The sequence below is a fragment of the Pseudomonas quebecensis genome (assembly GCF_026410085.1).
GTDB lineage: Bacteria > Pseudomonadota > Gammaproteobacteria > Pseudomonadales > Pseudomonadaceae > Aquipseudomonas > Aquipseudomonas quebecensis.
In genome coordinates, this window is record NZ_CP112866.1 from 979,381 (window position 1) to 993,377 (window position 13,997).

General features: G+C 58.8%; 18 protein-coding genes and 1 pseudogene. 9 read left to right on the top strand and 10 right to left on the bottom strand.

What is annotated here, in order from left to right:
* A complete protein-coding gene (locus OSC50_RS04620; protein ID WP_040269290.1) occupies positions 1-597 on the bottom strand; it encodes a septation protein A in 597 nt (198 codons plus the stop codon).
* 87 nt (positions 598-684) lie between these two features.
* Here OSC50_RS04620 and OSC50_RS04625 point away from each other — a divergent pair, with 87 nt between their 5' ends.
* The 5 genes from OSC50_RS04625 to rluB all read left to right on the top strand — a co-directional run bounded on the left by OSC50_RS04625 (position 685) and on the right by rluB (position 5,372).
* On the top strand, positions 685-1,548 hold the full coding sequence (locus OSC50_RS04625) for a PHP domain-containing protein (protein ID WP_181080086.1): 864 nt from the start codon (positions 685-687) through the stop codon (positions 1,546-1,548).
* A gap of 13 nt (positions 1,549-1,561) precedes the next feature.
* Positions 1,562-2,191, top strand: a complete 630-nt coding sequence (locus OSC50_RS04630) for an L-threonylcarbamoyladenylate synthase (RefSeq protein ID WP_181080087.1) — start codon at positions 1,562-1,564, stop codon at positions 2,189-2,191.
* Positions 2,192-3,010 carry a segregation and condensation protein A gene (locus OSC50_RS04635; protein ID WP_010208145.1) on the top strand — a complete coding sequence of 273 codons (819 nt, stop codon included), beginning with the start codon at positions 2,192-2,194 and terminating at the stop codon, positions 3,008-3,010.
* 12 nt (positions 3,011-3,022) lie between these two features.
* Positions 3,023-3,937, top strand: coding sequence for an SMC-Scp complex subunit ScpB (gene scpB, locus OSC50_RS04640; protein ID WP_266246541.1), 915 nt, complete (start codon positions 3,023-3,025; stop codon positions 3,935-3,937).
* A 226-nt stretch (positions 3,938-4,163) separates the two neighbouring features.
* Complete coding sequence (gene rluB / locus OSC50_RS04645; RefSeq protein ID WP_181080089.1) at positions 4,164-5,372, top strand: 23S rRNA pseudouridine(2605) synthase RluB; 1,209 nt, start codon at positions 4,164-4,166, stop codon at positions 5,370-5,372.
* A gap of 99 nt (positions 5,373-5,471) precedes the next feature.
* Here the strand turns inward: rluB and OSC50_RS04650 are convergent, their stop codons facing one another.
* Both OSC50_RS04650 and OSC50_RS04655 read right to left on the bottom strand, forming a co-directional pair.
* The gene (locus OSC50_RS04650) at positions 5,472-6,431 is read right to left on the bottom strand and encodes a CgnE/CgnB domain-containing protein (protein ID WP_266246539.1); all 960 of its coding nucleotides are present in this window, start codon (positions 6,429-6,431) and stop codon (positions 5,472-5,474) included.
* 73 nt (positions 6,432-6,504) lie between these two features.
* Positions 6,505-6,642, bottom strand: a complete 138-nt coding sequence (locus OSC50_RS04655) for a hypothetical protein (protein WP_034100099.1) — start codon at positions 6,640-6,642, stop codon at positions 6,505-6,507.
* A 635-nt stretch (positions 6,643-7,277) separates the two neighbouring features.
* On the opposite strand from OSC50_RS04655, the gene OSC50_RS04660 reads away from it, so the two are divergent.
* Positions 7,278-8,699 (top strand): amino acid permease, encoded by a 1,422-nt coding sequence (locus OSC50_RS04660; RefSeq protein ID WP_266246535.1) that lies wholly within the window; start codon positions 7,278-7,280, stop codon positions 8,697-8,699.
* Positions 8,700-8,835: 136 nt separating this feature from the next.
* On the opposite strand, the gene OSC50_RS04665 is transcribed toward OSC50_RS04660, so the two are convergent.
* The 3 genes from OSC50_RS04665 to OSC50_RS04675 are packed head-to-tail and all read right to left on the bottom strand — an operon-like array spanning position 8,836 to position 10,578.
* Complete coding sequence (locus OSC50_RS04665) at positions 8,836-9,093, bottom strand: colicin E3-like toxin immunity protein (RefSeq protein WP_266246533.1); 258 nt, start codon at positions 9,091-9,093, stop codon at positions 8,836-8,838.
* 42 nt (positions 9,094-9,135) lie between these two features.
* A complete protein-coding gene (locus tag OSC50_RS04670) occupies positions 9,136-9,396 on the bottom strand; it encodes a colicin E3-like toxin immunity protein (protein ID WP_266246531.1) in 261 nt (86 codons plus the stop codon).
* 12 nt (positions 9,397-9,408) lie between these two features.
* Complete coding sequence (locus OSC50_RS04675) at positions 9,409-10,578, bottom strand: S-type pyocin domain-containing protein (RefSeq protein ID WP_266246529.1); 1,170 nt, start codon at positions 10,576-10,578, stop codon at positions 9,409-9,411.
* A gap of 179 nt (positions 10,579-10,757) precedes the next feature.
* Between OSC50_RS04675 and OSC50_RS04680 the strand changes: the two genes are divergently transcribed.
* Together OSC50_RS04680 and OSC50_RS04685 are read left to right on the top strand one after the other, a co-directional pair.
* Positions 10,758-10,910, top strand: a complete 153-nt coding sequence (locus tag OSC50_RS04680; protein WP_349679104.1) for a colicin E3/pyocin S6 family cytotoxin — start codon at positions 10,758-10,760, stop codon at positions 10,908-10,910.
* A gap of 71 nt (positions 10,911-10,981) precedes the next feature.
* On the top strand, positions 10,982-11,212 hold the full coding sequence (locus tag OSC50_RS04685) for a DUF7683 domain-containing protein (protein WP_266246527.1): 231 nt from the start codon (positions 10,982-10,984) through the stop codon (positions 11,210-11,212).
* Between the two features lie 179 nt (positions 11,213-11,391).
* Here the strand turns inward: OSC50_RS04685 and OSC50_RS04690 are convergent.
* Positions 11,392-11,758, bottom strand: a pseudogene (locus OSC50_RS04690) (cytochrome c).
* 70 nt (positions 11,759-11,828) lie between these two features.
* Between OSC50_RS04690 and arfB the strand changes: the two are divergent.
* Positions 11,829-12,242 carry an alternative ribosome rescue aminoacyl-tRNA hydrolase ArfB gene (arfB, locus tag OSC50_RS04695; RefSeq protein WP_266246525.1) on the top strand — a complete coding sequence of 138 codons (414 nt, stop codon included), beginning with the start codon at positions 11,829-11,831 and terminating at the stop codon, positions 12,240-12,242.
* Here the strand turns inward: arfB and OSC50_RS04700 are convergent.
* From OSC50_RS04700 to OSC50_RS04710, 3 genes are all read right to left on the bottom strand, one after another.
* Positions 12,239-13,435, bottom strand: coding sequence for an MFS transporter (locus OSC50_RS04700; RefSeq protein WP_253509118.1), 1,197 nt, complete (start codon positions 13,433-13,435; stop codon positions 12,239-12,241). The two genes, arfB and OSC50_RS04700, sit on opposite strands and share 4 nt — an antisense overlap.
* A gap of 89 nt (positions 13,436-13,524) precedes the next feature.
* The gene (locus OSC50_RS04705) at positions 13,525-13,707 is read right to left on the bottom strand and encodes a hypothetical protein (RefSeq protein WP_181080099.1); all 183 of its coding nucleotides are present in this window, start codon (positions 13,705-13,707) and stop codon (positions 13,525-13,527) included.
* A gap of 73 nt (positions 13,708-13,780) precedes the next feature.
* Positions 13,781-13,909, bottom strand: coding sequence for a hypothetical protein (locus OSC50_RS04710; RefSeq protein ID WP_266246522.1), 129 nt, complete (start codon positions 13,907-13,909; stop codon positions 13,781-13,783).
* Between the last annotated feature and the right edge of the window lie 88 nt (positions 13,910-13,997).

The following is a 13,997-nucleotide window of genomic DNA, read 5'->3' on the forward strand; positions in this document are numbered from 1 at the left end:
TCAGTCCTCGGTTTTCGGCGTGGTGGGGTCGGTGTCATGCAGATGGCGCGACAGGTAGATGCCCTGGCCGATCAGGAACAGCACGGTCATGCCCAGGCTGCCGAACACTTTGAAGTCGACCCAGTAATCCTGGAATGTGAAGGCCACAAACAGGTTGGCGGCCCCACAGAAGATGAAAAACGCAATCCACGCCACGTTCAAGCGGGTCCAGACCGGCTCCGGCAGGGTCAGCGCATGGCCCATGATCCGCTTGATCAGCAGCCGATCGCCGATGAAGTGGCTGCCGATGAACGCCAGGGCGAACAGCCAATTCACCACCGGGGCTTTCCATTTCAAGAAGGTTTCGCTGTGGAACGCCAGGGTCAGGCTGCCGAAGACCAGGCACGCGACCAGGGTCAGCCATTGGCTTTTTTCCAGTTTGCGCTGGGAGATGAAGAGGGCGCCGTAGACCACAATGGAGCTGATGATCAGTACTGCGGTGGCGCTGTAGATGCCTCCGACGGTCAGCTCATGGCCGGCGATATCGATGACCCTGGGGTCGAGTTTGTAAACGATGAAAAACAGCAACAGCGGGATGAAGTCGATGAATTGTTTCACAGTAAGAGCCAGAAGCTGGATGTGTCGGCATAATAACAAACATCCTTGGCAGCGAAAGCGCCACCTGACTTGAGGTTACACACCCCCGTGAATGTTGATTTGCACTGCCACAGCACGGCCTCCGACGGCGCCCTGGCGCCCGCGGTACTGGTTGCGCGGGCATATGAGCACGGGGTGCGAGTCCTGGCGTTGACCGACCACGACACCCTTGAAGGCCTCGACGAAGCCCGCGCGGCGGCCCAGGCCCTGGGCATGCAACTGGTCAACGGCGTGGAATTGTCCTGCACCTGGGGTGGCGCCACTATTCATGTACTGGGCTACGGTTTCGATCAGCAGGCCGCGCCGCTGGTCAAGGCCATCGCCGATTTGCACGATGGGCGCTGGCTGCGGTCCGAAGAAATAAGCCGCAAGCTCAGCCTTAAAGGCATGCCTAACGCCCTCGACGGTGCGCGAGCCATCCAGCAGGAACTGGGCGACAGCGGCAACGCACCGGCCCGTCCGCATTTTGCCGACTGGATGGTGCGCGAAGGGTTTGTGCGAGACCGGGCCGAAGCTTTTCGTAAATGGCTGGGCGCCGGTAAGCTGGGTGACGTCAAGCAACACTGGCCAACCCTGGAGGACACCGTCGACACCCTGCGGGCCTCCGGTGCCTGGGTCAGCCTGGCGCATCCCTGGCATTATGATTTCACCCGCAGCAAACGTCGCAAACTGATTGGCGACTATATTGGAGCGGGAGGCCACGCCATCGAAGTGGTCAACGGGCATCAACCCGCCGAACAGGTCGGCAGCCTGGCGATTCTTGCCCGCGAATTTGGTCTGCTGGTCAGTGCCGGCAGTGATTTTCATGGCCCAGGCGGCTGGTCCGAGATTGGCGAATATCGGCCCGTCCCGGAAGATTTGCCGCTCTTGTGGGGGCGATTCAAGCATGACCCCATTATTGCCACCGTCTGAACAGGTAGAGCACGTGAGTCAATTCTTCCAGATTCATCCGGAAAACCCCCAGCCACGCCTGATTAAACAGGCCGTGGAGATCATTCGCGCCGGCGGCGTAGTGATCTATCCAACGGATTCGTCCTACGCGATCGGTTGCCAGATCGGCGACAAAAGCGCAGTCGAGCGTGTCAGACGCCTGCGTCAGCTGGACGACAAGCACAACTTTGCGCTGATCTGCAGCGACCTGTCCCAACTGGGCCTGTTCGCCAAGGTCGATACCGGCACGTTTCGACTGCTCAAGGCGCACACGCCGGGGCCTTACACCTTTATTCTCAACGCTACCCGCGAAGTGCCGCGCCTGCTGCTGCACCCCAAGAAGCGCACCATCGGCCTGCGCGTGCCGGAACATCCGATTGCCCTGGCGCTGCTGGCCGAGCTGGGGGAGCCACTGATGAGCGTATCGCTGATCATGCCCGGTGAGACCGAGCCGCTGGAAGATCCGTACGAGATGCGTCAGCTCCTGGAAAAACAGGTGGACCTGATCATCGACGGCGGTTTCGGCGGCGCCAAGGCGTCCACCGTGATCAATCTGGCAGACGGCGAGCCGGAAGTGATCCGGATCGGCTGCGGCGACCCCGCGCCCTTCATGGCCGAGGCCTGAATGTCGGCCGTGGAAACCGTCGATCCCCAGGCAGGCGCCCAGCAGGAACTGCCGTTCGCCATGGTCTACGGCCAGGCGGTCATGGAAATGCCGCTGGACCTGTACATCCCGCCGGATGCGCTGGAAGTGTTCCTGGAAGCGTTCGAAGGCCCGCTGGACTTGCTGCTGTACCTGATTCGCAAGCAGAACATTAATATTCTCGATATCCCCGTGGCGGAAATCACCCGCCAGTACATGGGCTATGTCGAGCTGATGCAGTCGGTGCGCCTGGAACTGGCGGCCGAGTACCTGGTGATGGCCGCCATGCTCGCCGAGATCAAATCGCGCATGTTGCTGCCGCGTTCGGAGACAGTGGAGGCCGAAGAGGATGACCCGCGCGCCGAACTGATCCGACGTCTGCAGGAGTACGAACGCTTCAAGGCCGCCGCCGAGGGCATCGACGGTTTGAGCCGCGTCGGCCGCGACGTGGTGGTGCCCAAGCTCGACGCACCCGAGGCCCGCGCGCGCAAGCTGTTGCCGGACGTGAGCCTGGAGGAATTGCTGATGTCCATGGCCGAGGTGCTGCGCCGTGGCGACATGTTTGAAAGCCACCAGGTCAGCCGCGAAGCGCTGTCTACCCGCGAACGCATGAGCGATGTGCTGGAACGCCTTAAAGGCGGCGGTTTCGTGCCGTTTGTCGAGCTGTTCACCGCTGAAGAAGGGCGCCTGGGGGTGGTGGTGACCTTTATGGCGATCCTTGAACTGGTCAAGGAGTCCTTGGTCGAGCTGGTCCAGAATGAGCCTTTTGCGGCTATCCACGTGCGGGCGCGAGCCGAATAAAGAGCTGAAACGATGAATCTGACTGAACCCCGCGAACTGGCGCCGCTGCTGGAGGCTTTTCTCCTGGCCTCGGGTAAGCCGCAGTCCCTGGAGCGCCTGTTCGAACTGTTTGAAGAGGCCGAACGCCCCGAGCCGCCGGTGTTCAAGAAGGCCCTGGAAATTCTGCGCAAATCCTGCGACGGCCGGGCCTTTGAACTGCGCGAAGTGGCGTCGGGTTATCGCCTGCAGATCCGTGAGAAATTTTCCCCCTGGGTTGGCCGATTGTGGGAAGAGCGCCCGCAGCGCTACTCGCGGGCGATGCTGGAAACCATGGCGTTGATCGCCTATCGGCAGCCGATTACCCGTGGCGAGATCGAGGATGTGCGCGGCGTGGCAGTCAACAGCCATATCGTCAAGACATTGCTGGAGCGTGAGTGGATTCGCATCGTCGGCTACCGCGACGTACCGGGAAAACCGGCGATGTTCGCCACCACCAAGGTGTTCCTGGACCATTTCAACCTGAAGAATCTCGACGACCTTCCGCCGCTTGCCGAATTGCGCGAAATGGAGGCCGAACCGGTTCTGGATTTCGACGACGCACCGGTGCCCGCGAGTTTGCAGGAACTGGCCGATGCCACGGCCGAGCCGGAAGAGCCGAAGGACGAGACCAGTTTCCATACCTTGCTGCTGGAACTGGACGACATGGAGCAGGGCATCAAGACCGACTTTGATGATTTGCTGCGTGATGGGGCGGCCGAGCCGGAAACCCGGATGAGCGTGGAGGTCGAGCCTGAACCTGAGGAAGATATCCTCGGCGTGGCCCAAGCCCGTGAAAAACTCCTGGCCGCCGTCGCCGCCCTCGAACAGCCGCCCCTGAGCGACGAAGAAGACGAAGCCCGAGCCCTGGCCGAAGCCATCGAGAACGAACGCCACCAGCTCGAAGACTGACACGGTCCAATGTGGGTGCAACCCCCTCCCGCATCGGTTCTCTGGTGCTTTGGGCATCACCGGTCGGCGGAAAAGCAAATGACCTGGCGCTAATCGACTAGTCTCTGATGCGCAATGCGCGCCATGCGCGTATGATTCGCGACCCTTTGCCGAGCTATTCGGCCAAAGCCCCGCTTTCAATACCCTTCAGGCCACGCCTGAATCGACCCACCGGGAGGTGCTTAAGATGAACGACAAAGACCAGAACGACAGCCAGGAAATCGGCCCAGCAGGCGAAAAACTGCAGAAGGTGCTGGCGCGTATCGGCGTGGGCTCGCGCCGTGACGTCGAAGCCTGGATCACCCAGAAGCGCATCAAGGTCAACGGCGTCGAGGCCACCCTTGGCCAGCGCGTCGACCTGCACGACGCAATCACCATTGATGGCAAGGTCATCAAGCGTGAAGAGGCCGCCGAATCGGTGCGCCGCGTGATCATGTACAACAAGCCCGATGGCGAGATCTGCACCCGTGACGACCCGGAAGGCCGTCCGACCGTGTTCGACAAGATGCCCAAGCCCAAAGAAGGCCGCTGGATCAACATCGGTCGTCTCGACATCAACACCACCGGCCTGCTGATGTTCACCACCGACGGTGAGCTGGCCAACCGCCTGATGCACCCGTCCTACGAGATGGACCGTGAGTACGCCGTGCGTGTGCGTGGCGAAGTCGACGACGAAATGATCGAACGCCTCAAGGCCGGCGTGGTGCTGGAAGATGGCCCGGCCAAGTTCACCGACATCAAGCAGGCTCCGGGCGGCGAAGGTTTCAACCACTGGTACCACTGCGTGGTAATGGAAGGCCGTAACCGTGAAGTACGTCGCCTGTGGGAGTCCCAGGGCCTGGTGGTCAGCCGCCTCAAGCGCGTGCGTTTCGGCCCGGTGTTCCTGAACTCCGACCTGCCGATGGGCCGCTGGCGCGAAATGAGCCAGTACGAAGTCGATATTCTCAGCGCCGAAGTCGGCCTGACCCCGGTGGCGATGCCGCAGATGAACGCCAAGAGCAAAGACAAGCTTGAGCGTATGCAGCGTAAATCGTCGCGTCCGGTGGCGCGTACCGAACGTGTGGCGCGCACCCTGCGCCCGGCGCTCAATGCACCGGCGACCGGTGGGCGTATCTCCCGCGAGCCGCAGATCGAAGGCGAGCGTCGCCCGACCGCACCGTCGCGCCAGGAAGGCGAGCGTGCACCACGCACTCCCCGGCCAGCCCCGGCCGGCGGTCGCAGCAACCGTGGTGAAGCCGATCGCCCGGCCGACAGCGCCAGCACCAAGCGCCCAGCCAAGCCGGCAGCGAACAAGCGCCCCGGCCCTAAACTGGTGGCGGACGAGCCGTCGGGCAAGCGTCGCGGCGCCCCGGCCGGTTCCGGCCAGCGTCCAGGGTTTGGTCGTAAGAAGCCTTAAGGGCAGCGGTAAGTTTTTAGCTGCAAGCTGTAAGAAGAAGCGCTAGCCCTTACGGGTTGGCGCTTTTTTTTGCTTGTGGCTTGCGACTTGCAGCTGGCGCTAGAACGCAAACCTGCCATCGAACACGGGTTTGTCATCCAGCGCCAACACCCCGCTGGCAAAGATCAAATCCAGGTGATGGCTGCCTTTCTGCCCACCCCCCAGTCCCAGATGCAGACCGCAATGGCGCTCCTCGAAACCGGCATTGCGCGCGTAGAGGTCCTTGACGCCTTCATTGGTGCCGATCCCCAGTTCCTCCACACGGCGGTTGGACGGGTTGGCGTTGAGGTATTTGTTGAAGTCATCCGCCAGCCCCGGCACGTCGCTGGCCACGCTGCAGATGGTGGAGTTCTCGATCCACAGCTCCAGGGGCGATTGCAGCACGCCGTATTTGCGCGCAAAAGGGATGGTGCTGAGAAAGGTGCCGATGAATCGCACCTGGCCATTGATCGCCTCACTGTGGGTGGCAATCTCGCCGGGCGCCAGGTCGTGGTTGCCGACGCCGTTAATATTCGTCCACTTCTTGATGCTGCTCAGCGGCGCTTCAAGGCGTGAGCCGTGCTTGTCGGTAAAGCTCAGCACGTTGGCCTGGCCCATACGCCGGATCAGCGTGGCATTGAGATCGGCGATGCGCTGGGGCTCGACACTGAAGGTATCGTAGAAATAGTCGCCGTAATCCTTGAACAGCAGGGACTTCTTCCAATGCTCAGCCATCACGTCTTGCAAGGCGCGAATAAAATCCGGGCCTTCTGCGCGTGGGTTGGGCAGCGTGGAAGAGTCGTACAGAAACAGGTACAGGTCACAGGTGTCGATGGCCTGGGCCAGGGCATCGCTGGCGGTCAAGCCCAGGCGCTGCACTTGGAAATTGAAGCGGCCGGCGCTGCCTTGGGTGATGGCCTGTGCGATGGCGTCGTAGCGTTCGGTGTGGCCCAGCAGCACGGTCGGGCAGTTCACGCCGTTAAGGGCCGGGTGATGGGCGAGGTAGTAGAGAAAATGTTCGACGGCGCGGGCCTTGTCCATGACGGGTGTCCTTGTATGCCTTGGGTAAGGAAGCAGGTGCCGTGCACAGCACCTGCCGGATGCCTGTCGAGGCTTAGAAAGGCCACATCGCGGTGCCAAACGGCACAACGGCGTCGGCTTGCATCATTTCAACGGCGGCCTCATGGGTCGGCGCTTCAAACCAATCGTCGAGTTGCAGTTCGGTTTCCAGGTCGTTTTCCAGTACTTGCATGGTGTATCTCCTAGAGGACGTTGTTTGAGAACGGCTTGCCAGCGGCATCGCTGGGCAAGTGGGAAACCTAGGTGAGGGTGTTTCAGAATGCAAAAAATTTATTGACACGGTTTCATTTGGATTTTTTGTTCTGATTTTTTGCGTGATTGTTTTTTTGAGAAAATTCAAAAGGCTGCGATTACCAATTCTGAGGAAATTTCCTACCGTCAATTTCTATTAAATTTACAGCTGTAACGCAGAATTTCCGTGCTGTAACGATTAATTTACGTATTGATCGAGACAATATTGAACATTCTTACCCTGTAAGGAATGCCTGACAGATCGTCGCACGTGTCAGGCGATGGCCGCCGCAGGCTGTCGAGCCGTGTACAATGCGCGCGTTTTACTGTGACGCCCGTTGCGTGCCTACGCAAAAGGCCAAGACCTCAGGGTTCACCCACCCTGATCACTCCGCCTGGCCACGAGCCGGACGGGTTCGATTTCGTCACAGATAAAAACAAACAGGTGACGCATGACCATTAGAAAAACGCTGTACTCCTGGTGCCTGCGCTGGGGTTTGAGCGGCGCTGCTTGAGCAGAGATTCAACGCAGCAACGTGCATTCAACATCATCAAACCTTGCGTGAGACCTTTTCCATGAGTGGACCCCATTCCTCTTCAGGCGAACTGAAACGTGGCCTGAAAAACCGTCATATCCAGTTGATCGCCCTGGGCGGCGCCATCGGCACCGGCCTGTTTTTGGGCTCGGCCGGCGTGCTTAAATCCGCCGGGCCGTCGATGATCCTGGGTTATGCCATCTGCGGCTTCATTGCGTTCATGATCATGCGCCAGCTCGGCGAAATGATCGTGGAAGAGCCGGTCGCCGGTTCCTTCAGCCATTTTGCCCACAAGTACTGGGGCGGTTTCGCCGGCTTTCTGTCGGGCTGGAACTGCTGGATTCTGTACATTCTGGTGGGCATGTCCGAGCTGACGGCTGTCGGCAAATACGTGCATTACTGGTGGCCGGAGATTCCAACCTGGGTCTCGGCGGCGGCGTTTTTCGTGCTGATCAACCTGATCAACCTGGCCAATGTCAAAGTGTTCGGCGAAGCCGAGTTCTGGTTTGCCATTATCAAGGTCGTGGCAATTGTCGGCATGATTGCTTTGGGCAGCTATCTGCTCGTGAGCGGCAGCGGCGGCCCGCAGGCATCGGTCAGTAACCTGTGGGACCACGGTGGGTTCTTCCCCCATGGCGTCGGCGGGTTGGTGATGGCCATGGCGATCATCATGTTCTCCTTCGGCGGACTGGAAATGCTCGGTTTCACCGCTGCCGAAGCCGATCAGCCACGCACTGTGATCCCCAAGGCGATCAATCAGGTGATCTATCGCATCCTGATTTTCTACATCGGCGCCCTGGTGGTGCTGTTGTCGCTGACGCCGTGGGACAGCCTGCTGGCCACGCTGAATGCGTCCGGCGACGCCTACAGCGGCAGCCCCTTCGTGCAGGTGTTCTCGATGCTGGGCAGCAACACCGCGGCACACATCCTCAACTTCGTGGTGTTGACGGCGGCGTTGTCGGTGTACAACAGCGGCACCTACTGCAACAGCCGCATGCTGCTGGGCATGGCCGAGCAAGGCGATGCGCCCAAGGCCCTGGCCAGGATCGACAAGCGCGGCGTGCCGGTGCGTTCGATCCTCGCCTCGGCGGCGGTGACCCTGGTGGCGGTGCTGATGAACTACTTCATCCCGCAACACGCGTTGGAGCTGCTGATGTCGCTGGTGGTAGCCACGCTGGTGATCAACTGGGCGATGATCAGCTTTTCCCACCTCAAGTTCCGCCAGCACATGAACCGCACTGGCCAGATGCCGCTGTTCAAGGCGCTGTGGTACCCGTACGGCAACTATGTGTGCCTGGCGTTCGTGGTGTTTATCCTGGTGATCATGCTGATGATCCCGGGGATTCAGGTGTCGGTGTACGCGATCCCGGTGTGGGTGGCGTTTATGGCGGTGTGTTATTGGATCAAGAATAAGCGCAGTGCTGAAGCGGCGTTGGCGCCGGCGGGAGCGGCGTTAAAGTAAGCAAAATATGCGGGCTGTGTGAAAACGCTGCCTGCACCAGCTGAAAGCAAACGCCCTGACTTGTCGGGGCATTTGCTTTTCAGGGTTTTAGACACAAAGGAGAAGTGTTCTTCGTTGAAAGGGCTCTTAGTCTGTATCACTTGTGTGCATGTTCGTAATCAAACCCAATGAAGTAGTCGTTTTCTGAAAAAGTAATCTCATGAAAGAAGTACGCTTGGATCAGTGATAACCACTCCTGCCGCAGTTTAAACATGCCGTTATTGACGTCCTCGTTTACTGACAACCCGAGCTTGGAAATCACGGAGTAATCGTCTCCTAAATCCGCCGAGTGCTCCGTTCCGCGTAGCCACTCTGTGGTTCTGTCGAACCATTCCAGTCTCACTTTGAGTCCCATGTGGCTCCTTCGCGGAACCGGCCACTCGCTACCAGTACATACTCAGTATGGCCAAGGCCCCTGGTGGTGGAATGATATCTGATAGTCATAGTTGTCTTGTTTTACCTCATGTTTGAAGTGAGGTTGTAGGACCGCTATCCAATTTTTCTTAAGATCGTAAGCACCATCGAAAATTTGATAGTCTTTCTCTAGCTCAAGCGAAGCAAGTATCGAATGAGCATCTTCAAATATAGTTGACAGTTCTTCTCTCACTCCGAAACCGGTGGGTTTTTCAAACCATTCGAGCATGACTCTGAGGCTCATAGGTGTTTTTCCTCACAGGTGTTTTTTGACGTTTCTCTTTGGGTTTGGCTGTTTTGTTCTTTCGCCAGTTATATGATTGAACGCACCAATATGGCTCCCGTCACCTATCAAGTAAACTTCCAGCTCCCCTTCTGCCGAGCCCCATTCAAAGGTTTTTCTGTTTTTGGCATCCGTCCATCGTTTCCGTATACCCGCACCTCCCTGCTTTGGGGTCATTCCTTTTATGTTCCTCAAACCAGAGAAACCGGTGATTTGTTCCGTAGTCGGCGCCGTGTGATAACCATGACCGAGTGCCGGAAGTGTTTTTCTTCGAACACTCACCACCACATACAGCGGCCGAACCCCCGACTCCACCGGGAACACCAGAATAAAATCCCGATATTGCGGCGGATATACCGGGTTCACCAGAATCTGTGCCGCCTTCTCCGTCGGTGGGTAAATCCAGATCACCGGCGCTTGCGGTGCAGCCTCCAGAGCCGGAATACCCAGCGTGTCACTTGGATCAACGGCGGGAGTCCAGATCAGTTCAACACCCTCACCCAAATCCGCAACAAACTGCTCGTCACGGCTTTGGAATTGCACCACATCGATCATCTGCCAGGCGGCATGGTTGCCTGTGTAAAACCCATAACCCCTGAGCGTGCCGTCCTCACGCTGCTCAATTTGCAGTCGCATCTGCGACCGCGCTCGCTGCATCGAGCGCAACTGCTCTTCGCTATATAACGCGCTATCGCCCAACTTTCCCGGCCAAGCCCACCCCACTACACCGGCCAACAAGCCAGCGGCCATAGACCCGGCTGCGGCAATGGCCGATTCCGCCACCGCCGTACGCAACGCCAACTGCCCCAAACCGACCGGCAAGGCGCTGCCACCGATCTTGCGCAAGGCCACCGCGCCCCGGGCGTCCACTTCCCGCCCACCCAACAGGCTGAAATGACCGTACTCGCTGATCAACTCCAGCGGTACGTAACCGGCGGGGTCCGTGTAGTGAGTGAGGCCATCTGGCAGTTGGCAGGGTTTGAGGAAGGTGCAGCCGGGAGGCTTGGCCGGCTTGGGTGTTGGGGCTGGGGATGGGATGAATAAATCGATAGGCGGCGAATAGGGCGCACGCGATGGCTGCGGGGTGAGGATTCGCCGTTTGAGTTGTTCTTCTTCGGTGATCGGGTAGGCACGTTCAGACATGACGGGCTCACTTCCTTGTATGGGGGAGTGAGCCTACGAGGGAGGATCAAGGAGCTGGAATCAGCATATTCGATGATAAGCGTGGGAAAAGTAGACGCAAAATTCAGCTTGTTTCGAATATATTTTTTTATTGCTGAGTTTGTACACACCCTGCCCCAAGGGGCTGACAGCGTTTCCCGATGCGGTACTCAGTCCGCTCAGTTAAAGGCGGGGGGCAAAAGCGTAAGCGCTGGAAAGATCGCAAGGGATGCATTTATGAGTGGGACTATGAGAATGGCCGGGTTGAACTTTACGACAAGCAAGGCAAACATCTTGGAGATTTCCCCCCCTGATACGGGAGAGCGCACAAAGGACGCCGAGCCAAGCCGAACCACGCCAAAATAATCTTGATAGGAGCCTCAACATGCAGCATGAAATTCTTGCATTCGATAAAAAAACCGAGGGGGTGGCTTTCAGTATTGAAATTCCTGCCGATCAGTACGACAAATTATCGGGCCTAATGTCCTGGAGTGAGCCTGAAGATGCGATCTATGAGTACGACCTATCACCAGAGCAAGTCGGCCTTCTTGAACGCATGACCGGCAAGACTTTCAATAGCCCGGACTACATTTTTCAGTTGTCTTGTAGTGAATGAGGCGATATGGCCGTGCTGTGTAGACGTGAAATGTATGGCAGCAGATGAAATAAGTGGGAACGCGTGCAACTGCGCGGCTCATGGCGTCCTGCCGTGGTTGAGAAAGTAGTCGCTTAAACCCGATGGTCATGTCACACATAAACACCACCCACGGCGGAATCTCATACACCGAGAGACATTCACCGGCTTTTTAAAATGACACCACTCACGTATTGATTCAAATCGAGAAAGTCTTGAAGGCTCCACGCGCGCGGCGGTAGCTTTACACCATTTTGCTGCAATGTTTTGGAGTCAAGTTTTCATTGGGACGAAGGATGACCGAAGAGACAATTACGCCCGGATAATCAGTCAGGCGTTTTTTGAACGCGGAGGTTGTAAGGTCAGGTGTAGGCGGGCTGCTTTTCCCGGCCAGTGGTCCCGTTGCCTTGAGATCCGCTCCGTGGCACATGGCACATAGAGATTCTTGCCATTGGCAAGATCCGCGAAAGACTGCGAAGTTTGAATGAGTGATAAAGTGCTTAGCAAAGCGATCAAGGGTATTTTCATTTTACAGGTGGCTTTGTTGTCGATGTTGTTATCCACGTTTGGCTTATCCGTTGCCTAAGGTTTTTGAGTGATGCTGGTCATTTCCAACAACGTCCACCTGCCCGATGCCGAGATCGAGCTGACCGCCATCCGTGCCCAGGGCGCCGGTGGGCAGAACGTGAATAAGGTGTCGAGCGCGGTGCACCTGCGCTTTGATATTCCGGCATCGTCGTTGCCCGAGTTCTATAAGGAACGGCTGCTGGCACTGCGCGACAGTCGCATCACCAGCGACGGCGTGCTGGTGCTAAAGGCCCAGTCATACCGGACCCAGGAGCAGAATCGCGCGGACGCGCTGGAGCGTCTGGTGGAGTTGATCCAGAGCGCCACCAAGATTGAGAAGAAGCGTCGTCCGACCAAGCCCACCCTGGGGTCGAAGAAGCGTCGCCTGGAATCCAAGACCAAGCGCGGCAGCATCAAGGCCGGGCGCGGCAAGGTCGACTTCTAGGCGTCACGCGCTTCGCGGGCCTTGGGTGCCTGGCGGTACAGGTACAGGCTCAGCAGCAAGCCACCCAGGGCGGCGAGGGCGGCGAACAGGAAGATCGAGGCAAAACCGAAGCCCGCCGCGACTGCGCCGGCCAGCGGGCCGGTGATGCCCAGCGACAAATCGATGAACAACGAATACGCGCCCACCGCCGAGCCGCGACTGGACGCCGGCACCAGGTTGACCGCCTCCACTCCCAGCGCCGGGAACACCAGGGAAAAGCCGAAGCCGCTCAACGCCGCGCCCGCCAGGGCCAGGTGGGCGTCCGGGGCCAGCCACAGCAACAGCAGACCGAGGATCTCCACCGACAGGCAGGCAATCGCTACTCGAAACCCGCCGATGCGATTGATCAGGTTGCCGAACAACAGGCGCGCACCGATGAAACTGGCGCCGAACAGGCTCAATGCCCACACCGCGTTGTCCCAGTGCTGGGTGGTGTAATACAGCGTGATAAACGTCGCGATGGTGCCGAAGCCGATCGACCCCAGGGCCAGCGCGCAGCCGTGGGGCAGCACGCGACCCAGGACGTTCATGAAGGGCAGGCGCACACCGCTGACAATCGGCGCCGCGACTTTATTCCACGCCAGCAGCAAGCCCACGGCAGCCAGCAGGATAATGCTCACGCCCATGCTCCACAGCCCCAGGTGACTGACTAGCAGCACCCCCAGCGGTGCGCCGACCGCCAGCGCGCCATAGCTGGCGATGCCATTCCACGAGATGACCTTGGCGGTGTTGGCCGCGCCCACCCGGCCGATACCCCAGCCGATGGCGCCCGAGCCCACCAGGCTCTCCGCGCTGCCCAGCACCAGGCGGCCGATCAGCAGGCTGCCCAGGCTCAGCGCCGGCAGGCTGGAGAACCATGCGGCCAGCAGCATGAACACACCGCTCAGGCCGCAGCCCGCCAGGCCGATCAGCACGGCGCGCTTGCTGCCCAGGTTATCGATAATGCGCCCGGCGTAGGGGCGGCTGAGCAACGTGGCCAGGTATTGCACGCTGATAACCAGCCCGGCGATCACCGCGCCAAAGCCCAGTTCGCTGTGCACATAGCCCGGTAATACCGCCAGGGGAATGCCGATATTCAGGTAGCCGATAAAGGTGAATAAAACAATGGAAACAACTTGCAGCGTGACCGCCATGGGGCGCTGGGTATCGGGCATGGGAAAACGTCCACATTTGCAGCAGGTAAAGATAGGCTGCTAATGATACCGGTGCTTATGCCCGCGCAGGGCATCAAACCGCAAAAAACTCAGGATTGGGCGGGGCTCAGCAATTGCGTAGTCACCAGAGCGGCCAGGGCGTTTTCCTGAGTACCGAAGCGTTTGAGCAGCATGGCTTGTTTATCGGCGCTCAGGCGGTTCCACACCTCGACCATCTGCAAGGCAGCGTCGAGCAAGGCGGCATCCGGGGTGTCGGGGAGGGTATCGGTCATGGCGGGTATCTCGTGGCTTCAGGCAGTGTGGAAAGCGCTCAACGGTGCGCTTTCCACACGGTCTGGTACGGCGTCAGTCCTGGCGTTCGCTGTCGACTGGTTTGGCTTCTTTGGCCTCAGGCTGCTGGGCGCTGGCCTGCTGCGGTGTTGGCTGCTCAGTTTCGTGCAGGCTTGGGAAGGGGAGATTAGGGATCTCGTGCATCGTCGTCGCTCCTTGCAAAGTCTGTTTTTTCAATCGCAGGTGATTCCGCGCGTTCTACAAGCCTTCGCAGGATACAGCAGTGTAAATG

Bases quoted from the DNA above. Each gene is read 5' to 3' on its own strand.
- OSC50_RS04635 (WP_010208145.1), top strand. From the start codon at position 2,192: ATGTCGGCCGTGGAAACCGTCGATCCCCAGGCAGGCGCCCAGCAGGAA.
- scpB (WP_266246541.1), top strand. From the start codon at position 3,023: ATGAATCTGACTGAACCCCGCGAACTGGCGCCGCTGCTGGAGGCTTTT.
- rluB (WP_181080089.1), top strand. From the start codon at position 4,164: ATGAACGACAAAGACCAGAACGACAGCCAGGAAATCGGCCCAGCAGGC.
- OSC50_RS04650 (WP_266246539.1), bottom strand. From the start codon at position 6,431: ATGGACAAGGCCCGCGCCGTCGAACATTTTCTCTACTACCTCGCCCAT.
- OSC50_RS04655 (WP_034100099.1), bottom strand. From the start codon at position 6,642: ATGCAAGTACTGGAAAACGACCTGGAAACCGAACTGCAACTCGACGAT.
- OSC50_RS04660 (WP_266246535.1), top strand. From the start codon at position 7,278: ATGAGTGGACCCCATTCCTCTTCAGGCGAACTGAAACGTGGCCTGAAA.
- OSC50_RS04665 (WP_266246533.1), bottom strand. From the start codon at position 9,093: ATGGGACTCAAAGTGAGACTGGAATGGTTCGACAGAACCACAGAGTGG.
- OSC50_RS04670 (WP_266246531.1), bottom strand. From the start codon at position 9,396: ATGAGCCTCAGAGTCATGCTCGAATGGTTTGAAAAACCCACCGGTTTC.
- OSC50_RS04675 (WP_266246529.1), bottom strand. From the start codon at position 10,578: ATGTCTGAACGTGCCTACCCGATCACCGAAGAAGAACAACTCAAACGG.
- OSC50_RS04680 (WP_349679104.1), top strand. From the start codon at position 10,758: ATGCGGTACTCAGTCCGCTCAGTTAAAGGCGGGGGGCAAAAGCGTAAG.
- OSC50_RS04685 (WP_266246527.1), top strand. From the start codon at position 10,982: ATGCAGCATGAAATTCTTGCATTCGATAAAAAAACCGAGGGGGTGGCT.
- arfB (WP_266246525.1), top strand. From the start codon at position 11,829: ATGCTGGTCATTTCCAACAACGTCCACCTGCCCGATGCCGAGATCGAG.
- OSC50_RS04700 (WP_253509118.1), bottom strand. From the start codon at position 13,435: ATGCCCGATACCCAGCGCCCCATGGCGGTCACGCTGCAAGTTGTTTCC.
- OSC50_RS04705 (WP_181080099.1), bottom strand. From the start codon at position 13,707: ATGACCGATACCCTCCCCGACACCCCGGATGCCGCCTTGCTCGACGCT.
- OSC50_RS04710 (WP_266246522.1), bottom strand. From the start codon at position 13,909: ATGCACGAGATCCCTAATCTCCCCTTCCCAAGCCTGCACGAAACTGAG.